At 29.7% G+C, this 14,356-nt stretch carries 13 protein-coding genes; 10 read left to right on the forward strand and 3 right to left on the reverse strand.

Annotation, left to right across the window (positions count from 1 at the left end):
• Positions 1 to 251: 251 nt before the first annotated feature.
• Together HRT41_06350 and HRT41_06355 are read left to right on the forward strand one after the other, a co-directional pair.
• Positions 252 to 1,283, forward strand: a complete 1,032-nt coding sequence (locus HRT41_06350; protein ID NQY23635.1) for a YafY family transcriptional regulator — start codon at positions 252 to 254, stop codon at positions 1,281 to 1,283.
• 92 nt (positions 1,284 to 1,375) lie between these two features.
• Positions 1,376 to 1,771 (forward strand): RidA family protein, encoded by a 396-nt coding sequence (locus HRT41_06355; protein NQY23636.1) that lies wholly within the window; start codon positions 1,376 to 1,378, stop codon positions 1,769 to 1,771.
• 99 nt (positions 1,772 to 1,870) lie between these two features.
• Here HRT41_06355 and HRT41_06360 read toward each other — a convergent pair whose 3' ends face one another.
• Positions 1,871 to 4,105 (reverse strand): methyl-accepting chemotaxis protein, encoded by a 2,235-nt coding sequence (locus HRT41_06360; protein ID NQY23637.1) that lies wholly within the window; start codon positions 4,103 to 4,105, stop codon positions 1,871 to 1,873.
• A gap of 224 nt (positions 4,106 to 4,329) precedes the next feature.
• Here HRT41_06360 and HRT41_06365 point away from each other — a divergent pair, with 224 nt between their 5' ends.
• Positions 4,330 to 4,500, forward strand: coding sequence for a DUF3012 domain-containing protein (locus tag HRT41_06365; protein ID NQY23638.1), 171 nt, complete (start codon positions 4,330 to 4,332; stop codon positions 4,498 to 4,500).
• 187 nt (positions 4,501 to 4,687) lie between these two features.
• On the forward strand, positions 4,688 to 5,005 hold the full coding sequence (locus HRT41_06370) for an ASCH domain-containing protein (GenBank protein NQY23639.1): 318 nt from the start codon (positions 4,688 to 4,690) through the stop codon (positions 5,003 to 5,005).
• 11 nt (positions 5,006 to 5,016) lie between these two features.
• Here the strand turns inward: HRT41_06370 and HRT41_06375 are convergent, their stop codons facing one another.
• Positions 5,017 to 5,637: a LysE family translocator gene (locus HRT41_06375; GenBank protein ID NQY23640.1), complete on the reverse strand. Its 621-nt coding sequence runs from the start codon at positions 5,635 to 5,637 to the stop codon at positions 5,017 to 5,019.
• Positions 5,638 to 5,900: 263 nt separating this feature from the next.
• Here HRT41_06375 and HRT41_06380 point away from each other — a divergent pair, with 263 nt between their 5' ends.
• The 3 genes from HRT41_06380 to HRT41_06390 all read left to right on the forward strand — a co-directional run bounded on the left by HRT41_06380 (position 5,901) and on the right by HRT41_06390 (position 9,253).
• Positions 5,901 to 7,313 carry a hypothetical protein gene (locus HRT41_06380; protein NQY23641.1) on the forward strand — a complete coding sequence of 471 codons (1,413 nt, stop codon included), beginning with the start codon at positions 5,901 to 5,903 and terminating at the stop codon, positions 7,311 to 7,313.
• Positions 7,314 to 7,316: 3 nt separating this feature from the next.
• Positions 7,317 to 8,546, forward strand: coding sequence for an EAL domain-containing protein (locus tag HRT41_06385; protein NQY23642.1), 1,230 nt, complete (start codon positions 7,317 to 7,319; stop codon positions 8,544 to 8,546).
• Positions 8,547 to 8,677: 131 nt separating this feature from the next.
• Positions 8,678 to 9,253 (forward strand): hypothetical protein, encoded by a 576-nt coding sequence (locus HRT41_06390; protein ID NQY23643.1) that lies wholly within the window; start codon positions 8,678 to 8,680, stop codon positions 9,251 to 9,253.
• 27 nt (positions 9,254 to 9,280) lie between these two features.
• Here HRT41_06390 and HRT41_06395 read toward each other — a convergent pair whose 3' ends face one another.
• Complete coding sequence (locus tag HRT41_06395) at positions 9,281 to 10,678, reverse strand: esterase-like activity of phytase family protein (GenBank protein ID NQY23644.1); 1,398 nt, start codon at positions 10,676 to 10,678, stop codon at positions 9,281 to 9,283.
• A gap of 213 nt (positions 10,679 to 10,891) precedes the next feature.
• Here HRT41_06395 and HRT41_06400 point away from each other — a divergent pair, with 213 nt between their 5' ends.
• From HRT41_06400 to HRT41_06410, 3 genes are all read left to right on the forward strand, one after another.
• Positions 10,892 to 12,598, forward strand: a complete 1,707-nt coding sequence (locus tag HRT41_06400; protein ID NQY23645.1) for an AAA family ATPase — start codon at positions 10,892 to 10,894, stop codon at positions 12,596 to 12,598.
• Between the two features lie 148 nt (positions 12,599 to 12,746).
• Entirely contained in the window at positions 12,747 to 13,592 is an 846-nt protein-coding gene (locus HRT41_06405; protein ID NQY23646.1) for an AraC family transcriptional regulator, read from the forward strand.
• Between the two features lies 1 nt (position 13,593).
• A complete protein-coding gene (locus HRT41_06410) occupies positions 13,594 to 14,343 on the forward strand; it encodes a DNA alkylation repair protein (protein NQY23647.1) in 750 nt (249 codons plus the stop codon).
• The last annotated feature ends 13 nt before the right edge of the window (positions 14,344 to 14,356 follow it).

Genomic DNA, 14,356 nt, shown 5'->3' on the forward strand with positions numbered 1-14,356 from the left:
AATTTTATGAAACAAAGCAATAAGAAATAAAGCAGTAAATAAAAATGCAATATATAAATTTAAATCCATGCGTTTATCTCCTAATAAAAAAATTACTAAGCTTATTTATATATAGTATTAAATAATAAACAAATTTTGTTATTATAAAACAATAATAGAGATTTTTATTCAAATAACAATTTGGGATAAAAGTAAAACTTAAGAAGGACAAGTGTGCAAAAAGAATATACATTTTATACTAAGAGTAAAAGATGAAACGATTTGATAGAGTCACCTCTCTTTTATTACTCCTACAAACACGCTCCCTTGTAACAGCTAGATTTTTAGCAGACTATTTTAATGTGAGTGAACGTACAATCTATCGTGATATAAGTTCCCTACAGAGTGCTGGCGTGCCAATACGTGCAGAAGCAGGTATTGGATACTCTTTGTTCCAACGTTCCAACTTACCTCCTATTCGTTTTACACTGGATGAGGCTGCTTCTTTATTGCTTGGGGAAAAACTACTGGTATCGAGTCTTGATGCCAATTCTTTGCAAGATTTTAAACATGCTTTAAATAAAATTAGAGCAGTAATTGATAGTTCAGATAAAGACGGTTTAAATTCTTTTGCTGCTAATATTGAAGTTTTACCTACAGGCAGTCATTTTCCAATGAATAACAAGGGTTACAATGAAAATCAAAATGTGTCTGTTGCTACTAAAAAGAAAGGCTATGAAAGAGAAACAATAACAAGTACTGATCGCTGGTTACGAGAAATAAGAAGCTCTCTTTTAAATACAGAAGTAATTGAAATTAATTATGCCGCTCTTAGTAGTAATGCTCAAACGCTACGGTGTATTGAACCCATTGGTCTTTTTTATTACAGTTGGCATTGGCATCTTATTGCATGGTGTCGTAAGAGAGAAGCTTATCGAGATTTTCGACTTGACCGTATTTTATCCTTTTCACCACAAAATGAATATTTCCTTCGTCATAGTAGGTTAACGCTACAAGAGTATTTAAAAGAACAACAAGGAAGAGAAGAGCTTGAAGAAATTGAAATCCTTTTTACCCATGAAGCAGCTAGATTTGTGGGAGAACAACGTTATATGTTTGGATTTATTGAAGAAGAGCTGCAAAAAAATGCTGTAAAAATGCGATTTTTAAGCTCTATGCCAGACTATATGGCGCGTTGGCTCTTACAATATAGCAATGAAATTGAAATAATCCTTGGCACTTCTCTTAAACAAGAATTAAAAAGGCTTTCTTTAGAACTTTTTTCTCATTGGAACAAAAAATAAAAACTTCCTGACATAGGGTTGTCAATACCAGGTGTTATAATTAATTTAATACCTGGAAATACTTCGGGTAAACTATTAATTGGAGACAAATTATGAAACGAATAGCTATTAACCCATGGACTTGGTCACAAAATCTTGGATATAACCAGGCTGAAATACTAGAAGGAGTTACACGACAAATAATATGTTCGGGACAGACTTCTGTTGATGCCAAGGGCAAATTACAACACGCTAAAGATATGCGAAAACAAATTATTCTTTCACTTGATAATTTAGAAGAAGTTTTGCACGCTGCTGCTATGAGTTTGAAGAATGTTACGGGGCTTAAAATTTATACTACAGATGTGGATGAAGCTATGAAAAACTTTGATGTTTTAGCTTCAAGATTTGGCCCTATACAAATAAGTCCTCCTATGACCTTGCTTGGTATTACTAGGCTTGCTCTTCCTTCATTAATGTTTGAGATTGAGGCGTGTGCGGCAGATTAATTTTAAGCTAATAGGTAAAATTAAATTACTCGGAGACAGTATTACTGTTCCGAGGAAGTAAGGGTGATTGGTATTTTATCTCTTAGAAAAGTACAGGGCTTAAAAACTCTCCCAAGATTCATCTTTTCCTTTAACTACTGCTTTTTTAGGAGAAGATATTTTTTTGGTCTTTTCTTCTGTTTCTTCTGTTTTTTCTTCCCCTTTATTTCCCTTACTTGACTTTTTATTTACTTCTCTTGCTTTTACTTCATCTTTTCCTTTAAACTCTTTATTATTAGCATCTTTTACAATATCATTGGCAATAACATTCGTTTGTTCAGCAATTTCTTGTGTTTGAGAGGCAATGGTTGCAATTTCTTGAGTTTGTGAATCAACTTGGGTTACTGCATCATTGATTTGCTCTATTCCTGCTTGTTGTTCTTTTGATGCGCTTGATACATCCGCAATAATAGAAATAGTATTTTGTATATTCTCATTTAATTTAGAATATCCTTCTAACATATTATTGGCAATTTGTTTTCCCTCACTGGCTTGTGCCGTAGCATTCTCAACCAAACTTTTTATCTCTTTTGCAGCTTCTGCAGATCTGCTTGCAAGGTTTCTTACTTCTTGGGCTACAACTGCGAAACCTTTTCCAGCTTCTCCTGCTGTTGCTGCTTCCACGGCTGCATTCAAGCTTAAAATATTGGTTTGAAAAGCAATTTGGTCAATTAAACCAATAGAATCATTAATAGAAGTGACTTGTTTATTTAGTTCATCCATAGATTGACTGGTTTGAGTAGCTAGATCTTCTCCATTTTTAACCGCTTTGGTAACTTCTTGCGCATAATTTGACATTTGTTGTATGCTTTCATTATTACTTACAACCGTTGCTGTTATTTCTTCAAGTGCGGCAGCTGTTTCTTCAAGAGAAGCTGCCGTTGAATTTGCATTTGTATTTAACTGTTCGACATTACGTACAAGGATTTTTGCACTTTTTGAAAGACCTAATCCAATACCTTTATTTTGAACTAACATTACAGTTGTAGAATCTCCTAGAAAATTGATTCCTTTACATAACTCTTTTACTTCTCCTTCAACACCTTTAATATCTACTACTGGTAAAAAGTTGTATTTAGAATAACTTTCTAAAACAAGAAGGATATTGTCTATATTATTATTTAAGTTTTCTAACATTTCATTAATTACATCTTTCAAATCATTTAATTCATCTGAATTAGACTCTTTTGTAATTCTCTCTTTTAAGTAACCCACTTTGATTTTATTAGCAACTACAGTTGCATCATCAATTAACGCTCTGTCTTTTTCAATATTTATTTTAGTAGTAGCAATGTTTTGATTAATGATTTTTGCCATATTACCTATTTCATCATTGTTTTTATCATCTAATCTATCAACTTCTTTTATTTCATTGTTTACAAAAGAGAAAAATTGAATTAATCCTTTTTCAAAATCTCTTAATGAAACACTAATAGAATTACTAATATATAGAAGTGCAAATACAATAAATACTGCAATAGAAATAGCAAAAATAGCAGCAAACATTTGAATATCAGATACTTTTTGAGTAACTGCAACTCCTATAAGAGAAGTCATATTTTTTAATGACTCTTCTGATCTGTGTATAACTTTTCTCATTTTTCCTAAAAGTCCTAGTTTACTGTTTAGACCTTTTTTCTCTTCAAATTGCACCAATTTATTAAAATCTTCTCTGTATTTATTTAACAAGGAGGACATGTTTTGATACTTGGCATCTGCTTTTAAAGCATCCAATTTTGAATTAAAAGAGCTAAGATATTTTTTATCACTTCTTAACATAAAATCCTTTTCTTGTTTTCTTAAATCATATACAATAGATAAAAGATTTTTATCATCGGATTTTTTTGCAAATTCTTGAACTTTATGAACGGTACTTCTTAAGCTTCCATACAAACCATCTTTTGGATTTAAACCTATTTGTTCTTGAGTTTTAACAAGCTGGGTAAATACAGAGCTGTACTCATGAATGATTTTATTATAAGAATCCGTATCTTTAGTATCTAATTCAAAATCAATAAGCATTATTTTCAGTTCTTTTGATTCTACATCAATTTTACCAACGGTAGTTTTGAAGCTTTTTAGATACTTCATATCTTTTCTTGCCAGAAAATCTTTTTCATGTTTACGCAAATTGAGCATATTAATATTTAAGTTTTTAACAGCCTCTTTCATATGGCTTAAGTCATTAAGCTCTTTTATATCTTTTGTTTCGAGTATTACAATTGCTGCAAAACCAAGAGATACAAGTATTGCTAAAATAATAAGTTTGAGTTTAATTGTCAGGTTATTCAACATCAGAAGTCCTTTTTTTGGCTTGATATAACAATATTACACCTAATAAACCAATATTATTATTAATTAAATTATTAATCTAAGATATTAATTTAAGAGAGTAAAAAAGCATTAAAATAATACTGTTAATTACTAATGAGAATGGATTCTATCCAAAAGCAGTAAATTTTAGTTCTTAAGTTAATAATAATATTAATTATATTAAGATAAAAATAAACGGAGTTTTAATGAAAAAAATGATTGGAATTAGCTTATTTACTTTTAGTTTGTTGTTTGTTACAGGGTGTTCCCCAAAAGTTGGTAGTGATGCTTGGTGTACAGATATGAAAGAAAAAGATAAAGGGGAGTGGACCGTAACACAGGCCGGTGATTTTGCAAAACATTGTCTTCTTAAATAATATAAAATTATCAAAGAATTATCTACTTTTTTGTCCAGCAAGCACTTCACAAACGCAAATGAAAGAAGATTTAGATAATATTGATTTTAACGCAGATGTTAAGAAAATAGACTCTATTTAAGTATTATTACAATGCTTAAATAGGGAACAAAAATTTAAAAAGAGAGTAATAATGAGTTTATCTAAGATGACATTTTTTGAGCGTTTTGAAGAAGATATTTTATCTTCTAAAAAAACAATTACCATTCGTGATGCATCGGAAAAAGATTATGAAATAAACAGTATTGTGCAGGTTTCTACTTTTGAAAGCAGCCGTTGGTTTTGTACCTTAAAAATTAAAGCAGTGCTTCCTATTCTTTTTAAGGATTTGTCTGATTTTCATGCCAAACAAGAAAATATGACACTTGAAGAGCTTAGAGAAATAATACAAGAAATCTATCCTTGCGTGACACGTTTGTATGTTATATCGTATGAACTAGTGGATATTCTAGAGCCTAGAGATTAGGTCGCTAAATCTTATTTTGAATTTGCCAGTTTATAAGAAAACAAAACAAATACACTTCCTGCAAAATAATTTAAGAATCTAGCATTTTTTGCTTTGGATAAAAAATCTTTTAGATATTGAGATAAAAGAATAATTATTAAAAACCAAAAAGATACAACTAAAGCCTGTATTGCCCCTAAAAAAAGGCTGTCTTCTAAAATATTAGTAGAACTAACAAATTGAGGAAAAATGGATAAGTAAAAAAGTATTATTTTGGGGTTCAGAAGATTTGTTAATAATCCTTTTGTAAAATTCTTCATTAAACCTTTTTGTTCTTCACTCTTAGGCGCTGCTATGCTTTTTAGATGATAACCTGCTTTAAAATGCGTAAACCCTAAATATAAAAGATAAAAAACACCTAGTATTTTTAACAATGTAAAAGCAATAAGCGATTTTGACACTAATAAAGAGAGCCCTAGGGCCGAAATAAAAGCATGTATTAAAAAACCACAGGATACTCCAGCAACATTTGCAAATGCTTTTGACTTATTATTACTAAGGGCAGTAAAAAGAACTAATAAAGCATTAGGTCCTGGAATAATTGCTATAAAAAATACAATAGCTGCAAATGTTAATAATGATTCAAAACTCATTTTATATTCCTAATATATTAAATTTTAATAATAGTTGAATTGAAGTCAGAATTATAACATCTTTTTTTTTCTTGATAAAAAACTTGAAAAATTTAAATTATTTTTTATTTTATTTAAAATATCCATTTATATGTTTATTTATAAATATTAGATAAATCATTAAAAACATCTTTTTTATAAACAAAAAATCTCGCTTGATTTTAATCAAGACAATTTTTGTCCTATTTAGTTAAGATTCGACTACATAACAAATAGGAAAGAAAATGTTAAATATAAAATCACTTTATTTTAGAATGACGGTTGTTCATTGTATTGGAATAATACTACTTCCTCTTAATGCAATATTCTTTACTTCTTCTATAATATCTCAAAGTATTCAAGTTATTATTGCACTGGCCCTTATCATACATGAATTAGATGAACGTAAAAATGGTAATAAATTATCAAAAGAATTGGTGAAGTTTTTAAAAAATATGGACAATAAAAATGTTAGTTTAGAAATTAATACTTCAATGTCGAGTGAATACTCTGAAATTAAAGAAGTCATTGACAAAAGAGAAATTGAGCTTCTTAAAAAAGAAAAAGAAGATTCATTGTTAATTGAAGAAGCCAATGAAGTTATGAATAATTTAAAAAGAGGTGTTTATTCTCATACCATTGAAAGATCTACTTCAAATGAATCGTTAGAAAAATTTAAACAAAGTGTAAATGAAATGATACTTGAAACAAAAGGTCATTTTTCAAAAACAAACACTCTTTTAAAAAAATATACAAATTATGACTACACAGAAGAATTAAAACTAGAAGGTTTAGCAAAAGAGGGGGAATTTAACTTATTAGTAGCTGCTGTTAATCAACTAAAAGAAGCCATTAGCAATATGTTATTTGAAAATAAAACAAATGGTGTTAGTTTGCAGGGGTCTTCTTCTACTTTATTAAACAATGTTAGTACCCTAAATACATCCTCAAATGAAGCAATGCAGAGTTTAACAAACACCTCAGAAGTATTGGCTATTATTACAAAAAACGTGACTAAAACATCTGAGCAAACAATTGAAATGTCTGCTATTGTAAATGATGTAATTCATTCAACAAAAGAGGGTCAAGACTTGGCTTCCAAAACAACAAAAGCAATGGATGAAATAAATGTACAAGTAAGTGATATCAATGAATCTATTTCTATTATTGATCAAATTGCTTTTCAAACCAATATTTTAAGTCTAAATGCAGCAGTGGAAGCAGCAACAGCAGGTGAAGCTGGAAAAGGTTTTGCAGTAGTGGCTCAAGAAGTAAGAAATCTTGCAAACAGAAGTACAGAAGCTGCTAAAGAAATAAAAAGCATAGTAGAAGCTGCAAAAGTAAAAGCAGATGAAGGAAAAATGATTGCTTATGAAATGATTGATGGCTATAAAGACTTAAGTAATAATATTGATAAAACCATAATAATCATAAACGATGTCTCTAATATATCAAAAGAACAGCAAGTAGGAATTATAAAAATCAATGATTCTGTAGAAGTATTAAAACAACAAGTTCAGACAAATCTTGAAGTATCTTCACAAGCAAATAAAATTGCCCATAAAACATCTCTGATTGCTAATACTATTGTAGACAATGCCAATGAAAAAGAGTTTGAAGGTAAAAACAGTATTCATTGCAGCAGATGTGAAGCATAGAATATGTTTATGAATTTAGAAAACAAAAAAAACAAAAAAATTGATGATAAAAATTATAAAACTATTGTTAAAAACTATAAATTTACAAAAGAAGATGCTTCTAATCTTAAAAGCATAGAAGCTTTGGCTATTTTGTGTGTAAAAGAATTGTTAAAAGGTTTTTATGCTTTTATTTTTGAATTTGAACATGCGAAAAAATTCTTACACAATAAAGAAATTCTTTCTCGTCATGAAAAAGGAATAGAGCTTTGGTATAGCAATCTTTTTTGTGGCAAGTATGATGAAGAGTATTTTGAAAAACTCAATATTATAAGTGAAATTCACGTACGTATTGGTCTTCCTGCTCATTATGTAAATGCAGCTTTTAGTTATGTCCGTAGTTTCATAAAAGATATTATTGTAAAAGAAAAAAAGTTTGAAGTTTTAGTATCTGTTGATAAAATTATAGACATTAACTTAGATGTGTTAACCATTGCTTATAGGCAAGAAGAACAAACAAAACTTCTCGATGATATTGTTTTACTTAAATATGTAGTAGATAATGATTATATAGAACCTTATATCCAACCCATTTTTGATAAAGAGGGTTTAAAAATCAGTAAATATGAGTGTTTAATGCGCTTATTCCCAGAAGGAAAAAACAAAGCTTTGTCTGTTTTTCCTTATTTAGAAACAGCAAAAAAAATCAAACTTTATGAAACAATGATGCAAACAATGTTTGAAAAATCTTTTAAATTGTTCTGCTCTAAAGAAACAGAGTTTAGTATTAATCTGTCTTATGAAGATATTTCAAATACTACTTTTAGAGAATTTATATACAGATATATTAAAAATGCTGCGTATTCAAAATATATTATCTTTGAAATTTTGGAGAGTGATTTTATAGAAGATTTTACAATAATGCAAGACTTTGCGAAGCGTGTACGTACTTTTGGGTGTAAGATAGCTATTGATGATTTTGGAAGCGGTTATTCGAGTATGGAAAATATTTTAAAATTAAAACCAGAGATAATAAAAATAGATGGTTCTTTAATTAAGAATATTGATGTATCTAAAGAATCAAAAACAATTGTTAAAAACATAGTCAATATGGCCAAAGATTTGGGTGCAAAAACGGTTGCTGAATATGTTCATTCAAAAGAAGTTTTTGAGATTACAAAAGCTTTAGATATAGATTTTTTACAAGGTTTTTATTTAGGAGAACCAAAAGAATTCAGTTATTATTTCAAATAAAATATTAACAAAGATACAGGGATAAAGGTTCTTGTTTTTTAATTGTTTTTATTTTATAAAAACTTCAAGAACTCACCTATAACACACTTGATCCCAATATAATTTTCTTTTAATATCGAAGGAAATAATAAATGCATGAAACAACAATCAAAAAACAAGAAGATTTAGTACGTAAATACATTCGCGCCAAAGATACAAACATGCCAGCTTTAATGAAAGAAGTGTTTAGCTCTAATGCACGCTTAGAAATGAAATTACAAACTCAAAATATTTCATTTCCTTCTTTTACACTTGGATTAGAAAATATTACCGAGGTTTTAGTTACGACATTTGCCAAGTCTTATGAAAAGGTTTACACTTTTTGCCTTAGCGATAGCCTAAAAAACAATGAAGAAACACTTACTTGCCATTGGATAGTATGTATGAGGGAAAAGAACTCAGGAAAGGTGAGAATTGGATATGGAATTTATGATTGGGTTTTTACTATTGGTGAAAATACAAAAGTCAAACATTTAATCATTACAATAGAAGAAATGTTTAGCCTTGAAAAAAAACACTCCTCTGTTTTTCTTGAGTGGCTAGAGGGGCTTTCTTACCCCTTCTGTAGTATAGAAACATTTTTTAAAAACAGTCCCAAAATGGAAGAAGTCCAAAGTATTGAAAACTATTTTAGAAAAGTAGAAACAAAAAAACAAGAGACAATTTAAAAAAGTCTTTTGTTTTCTTTACTATTTTTATTTTTTTGTATTTACAATATAAAGGGTATTGGAATCTACTTTTCCTGTACCTAACATTTTTGCGTGAAGTTTACCTTTTGTTGACCAGGTTGCAAAATCATCGTCATTTAAGATACCTATATACCCATCTTTGATAAGCCATAACCCTTCCATTTTATCATGAGGGTATTGTACTTCTTTTACCATATCAAGAATGAGTTTTTTGCTAACAGGTTTAATGCCATAGTCTAAAAGTTTTTGCCAACCTTCTTGTAAAACAAACTCTTCTAAAGTTTTGCCTTCAATCATAAGTCCAAGCGCTTCATCTTGTTTAATAGCAGCGCTTTCTTTTATTTCTTCAAGATTACTTCCTTTACTTAAATCGATTTCATAGATATGTTTTTGTGCTTTGTTATTGGCTTTTTTAGGTCCACCTTTCAAAAAAGAACCATCTCTTTCAATAACATAATAGGTGTTTTTTCCAATAGCAACTATACCTGAGTTTGAATTTTGTGCTTTTTCTTGTTTGTATAAATATTGTGCGGTTTCACCTGTTTTTGGATTAATACTTACAATACGTGTAAGATTGAGTTTTTTTACTTTTTTACTTGGATTATAAAGCGTTGATTGCATTATTCCTACTAGTATTTTTTCATCTAAACTTGAAGCTAACCCTTCCATTCCTCTGTTAGGTCTTCTGTTTTTATATTCTTGCGGAAGATTGAATTTTGTTCGTATATCGTTTTTAAAAGCATTGATTCTCTCAATTTCTATTCCTTTAGCATTAAAATGAACCATATGAGGACCATATTCATCACTGACCCAAAATGTTCCATCTTTTAGAGCCACTAAACCTTCTCCATCTAAACCATAATCATCCAATCTCATAGGATTGTTTTTTTTATGATAGGCTTTGTTCATATCCAAACGAATGACTTCACCTTTGGCATTATAAGGAGTTTCTCCTGTACCTCCTAGGGCTGAAGAGTTAGGAAGACCTGTGATTTCCTCTCCTGTAGGACGTTTTAATAATATTTGTTTAAGCAGTATAATAGAAGTATCTTCTTGTAATTCAAAAAGTCCAATTCTCGGAGTATAATTTGGCGTTGGAAACTTTTTTCCTTTTCCGTAAGCTCCTTTATATTTTGCATTAGGACCTCGATCGGTTAAAGCATAAAATTGATTATTGTTTTTGGGGTGGGCAACCATATCTGAACCATAACCCCCATTTCTAATCTCAAAGACTTTATTTGTTTTCATATCAAGAACATCTGTACGTAGAACCTCATAAGGCAACTGTATACCCTTTTTAGACATTTTACTTAATACTTCATCCATATTTACATTTGAGCTTGCACAGGCTGTAAAAAGTGCTGCAACACTAAGCGATATACTAAAAGAGAGATATTTTCTCATTAACTTATCCTTGGGTTTTATTCTTTTAGCATTTTATATTAAGATTATTACAAAACAGTTACTTATATTTATGTTTTTAACCTTTTGTTACAGAGGATTTTACTAAGTACGAATAGGTTTAAGAGGGACAGATATTTTTATTATGTATATACGCTATAATCCAGAATTAAAATAGAAAAAGTCTATAAATACAAGAAAATAAGTGGGTCAACAATGCAAGAAATAGCTCTTAAAATATTAAAATCTGGTCAAAATGTTTTTTTAACAGGATCAGCAGGTACGGGTAAAACTCATATCTTAAATGAATTCGTTTTATATCTCAAAGCAAGGAAAATACTTCCTACTATAGTAGCACCTACAGGAATTGCGGCATCACATTTAAATGGACAAACGATTCATTCTTATTTTAGTCTAGGAATAAGAGACAGTATTGATGAAGCTTTTATTTCAAGTTTATTAGAAAAAAAATATCTACAAACAAGATTTAAGAAACTAAAAATATTAATTATCGATGAGATTTCTATGGTAAGTCCTAATGTATTTTCTGCAATTGACCAAATATTAAGAGCTTTTAAACAAAATGATGAACCTTTTGCAGGTATTCAAGTAATACTTTCAGGTGATTTTTTTCAGTTACCTCCCATTTCTAAAAATATAGAAGGTAAAAGATTTGCCTGGCAAAGCCCTTCATGGAAAAACCTTGATTTACAAACGTGTTATTTAGAAAAAAAGTTTAGACAAGATGACAATCAACTTATTTTTGTATTAGATGAGATAAGAAGCGGGCAGGTATCTCAAAAAAGTCATGATATTTTGAATGCAAGATATCAAAAAGACTTAGATATAGATTTTACGCCTACAAAATTGTATACCCATAATATGGATGTAGATAGAATTAACAATGATGAGTTAAGAAGTATCAATAATGAAACACAGGTTTATACGTATAGAAGTGAGGGTGCTAAAACAAATATTGAAAAGTTATTCAAATCTGCTTTGGTCAAAGAAGAACTTAGCTTAAAAAAAGATGCTGTTGTTATGTTTATTAAAAACAATCCCGAAAAATACTATATAAATGGAACCACAGGGGTAGTCATTGATTTCTCAAAAGATGAAGAAAAACTTCCTATAGTAAAACTATCAAATGGTTATATCATAAAAGTAGAATATGAAGATTGGATGATAGAAAATGATAAAGGAAAAGTACAGGCAAAAATATCTCAAATACCTCTAAAACTTGCTTGGGCTATTACTATTCATAAATCACAAGGAATGACACTTGATGCTGCACAAATAGATTTATCTAAAACCTTTGAAGTAGGGCAAGGGTATGTAGCACTGTCAAGAATAAAAAACATAGAAGGTCTTAAACTAATGGGTTTTAATGACAATGCCCTAAGTGTGGATTCTTTGATTTTAAGTATTGACCCTAGAATCAAACAAGCTTCAAAAAAAGCAGAACAAAAAATACTAGATTATGAAGATAAACAACTTGATGCTATTTTCTTATCCTATATACAGCGACTTGGGGGAATCTGTGATGTAAAAGAGATAGAAAAAGAAAAAGTATTATTAAATTCAAAACCTAAAATCGAAGAAAAAGTGCCCAACCATATCAAAACAAAAAATCTAATAAGCACATCAGATAGTCTTGAATCTTTAGCCAAAAAGGCCAGTTTCTCTGTATCTACTATTATGAATCACCTTGTTTTAATAAAAAAAGACGAAGCCAATTTTGATATATCAAAATATATGCCAAACCTAAGTACGATTAATCTTGTTAATGATGCCATTAACGATATCAAAGAGAGAAAAACCCAAGAAGATTTCTCAGAAGACGGAAAAATCAGATTAAAAGCAATATTTACAAAATTGGATGAAAAAATATCATACGATGATATAAAAATGACCCTAATCTAAGGTATAAAACACCTAAGAAAATAAGAATAAAGAATAGAAGAAATTATTAGCCTATGAAGTTAGTAAGTTTCTAAAATTAGCAAGCTCGGAGTAGTTTTGTTTTTTTGATCCTAATATAATCAGATACAAAAGAATTGAAAAGAGGCAAATGAAAACATCTACAAGAGACGAGCATATTCATAGTGTATGTAAAGTTATTTTATATATTGAGCAAAACTACCATTATGACTTAAACCTTGAACAATTGTCAAAAATTGCCAGTTTTTCAGCCTATCACTTTCATAGAATTTTTCAAGCCATTATGGCTGAGACCTTGAGTGAGTATATCAGAAGAGTAAGACTGCAAAGTACAACCTTAAAGTTTAAAACAAATCAAAGAGTTACTCAAATTGCACAATCTAGTGGATATGAAACAAATGCTTCTTTTTCAAAAGCTTTTAAAAATCATTTTGGAATAAGTCCTAAAGAGTTTTCCAAAAATGCTAAAGTACAAGAAGGAAATGAAATGTTAGAGCCAAAAATTATTGAACTAAAAGAAGTAGAGATTCTATATGTGAGAAAAGAGGGTGATTATACTGTATCTGCCTCTAAAGCATGGGAAGGATTGATGCAATTTGCTTACAGAAATAAGATAAAATATAAAAAAAACCTTATGGGAAAAAGCGCTATGATGTTTGGAATAGGACATGATGATCCAAATGTCACCGATACCAATAAACTAAGATACGATGCTTGTATTACATGGGATGATAAAACAGTAAAACCAGAAGGTGAAATTTTAAACAAAACCATAGAAGGTGGAAAATACGCTATGTTTTTACACAAAGGTTCTTATGAGAATTTAAAACCCTTATACGATGAAATTGGCAATTGGATTGTGCAAAGTGGTATTGAGTTAAGAGACTTGCCCTTGTTTGAAAAGTATTATAACCGTGATCCAAGAAGAACCAAAGCAGAAAATCTGAAAACTGAGATTTATGTTCCTATTAGATGATATGAATGAATACACAAAATACGCAGCTATAATTAGAAAGGAACTCATGAAAGTGAGTACTCCTGAAAAAATAAAGTCTACGAAAAGGTATTTCCCAAATGGCATTACCTGTCTTGGGGCAAACGCTTCTGATATAAAATTAATCATTGCTGATTTTCATAAAAATAACCCTTTGTTATCAGCGAAACAAGTACTTTTAGTTACAGAAGAAGTATTAAGAAACTCAGTATACAGTGAAGAAATAATGCTAGCCTATGGACTTATTACTAAGTTGGTAAAAAAGAACTATGATGATGATTTATTGTTACGTTTTGAGTATTGGCTTGAGAATTACTCTACCAACTGGGCACTCGTTGATGATTTATGTATAAAAACTATTTATAATTTTTTATTAGTACGACCTCATTTAATTGAAAAAACACAACATTGGTCTAAATCTAATGTTTCTTGGTGCAGGCGTGCCAGTAATGTTGTTTGGGTTAAATTTATAAAACGAAAAATGAAAGGTTCTATCTATTATTTAGATAAGAATTTGGTTTTTGAAAATTGTGATACTCTCTTAAATGATGAAGATGAATTTGTTCAAAAAAGCGTGGGATGGCTTTTAAAAGTAACTTCCTTACAGCATGATGCTGAGGTGCTTAATTATATTATAAATAAGCACAGGTTTATGAAAAGATCAACAGTCTTATATGCACTGGAAAAGTTTCCTAGTGATATTCGACAAAAAGTACTGGCCTTAAAAAGATGAGTCAAAAGTACCT

The organism is Campylobacteraceae bacterium, assembly GCA_013215945.1.
Lineage (GTDB): Bacteria > Campylobacterota > Campylobacteria > Campylobacterales > Arcobacteraceae > NORP36.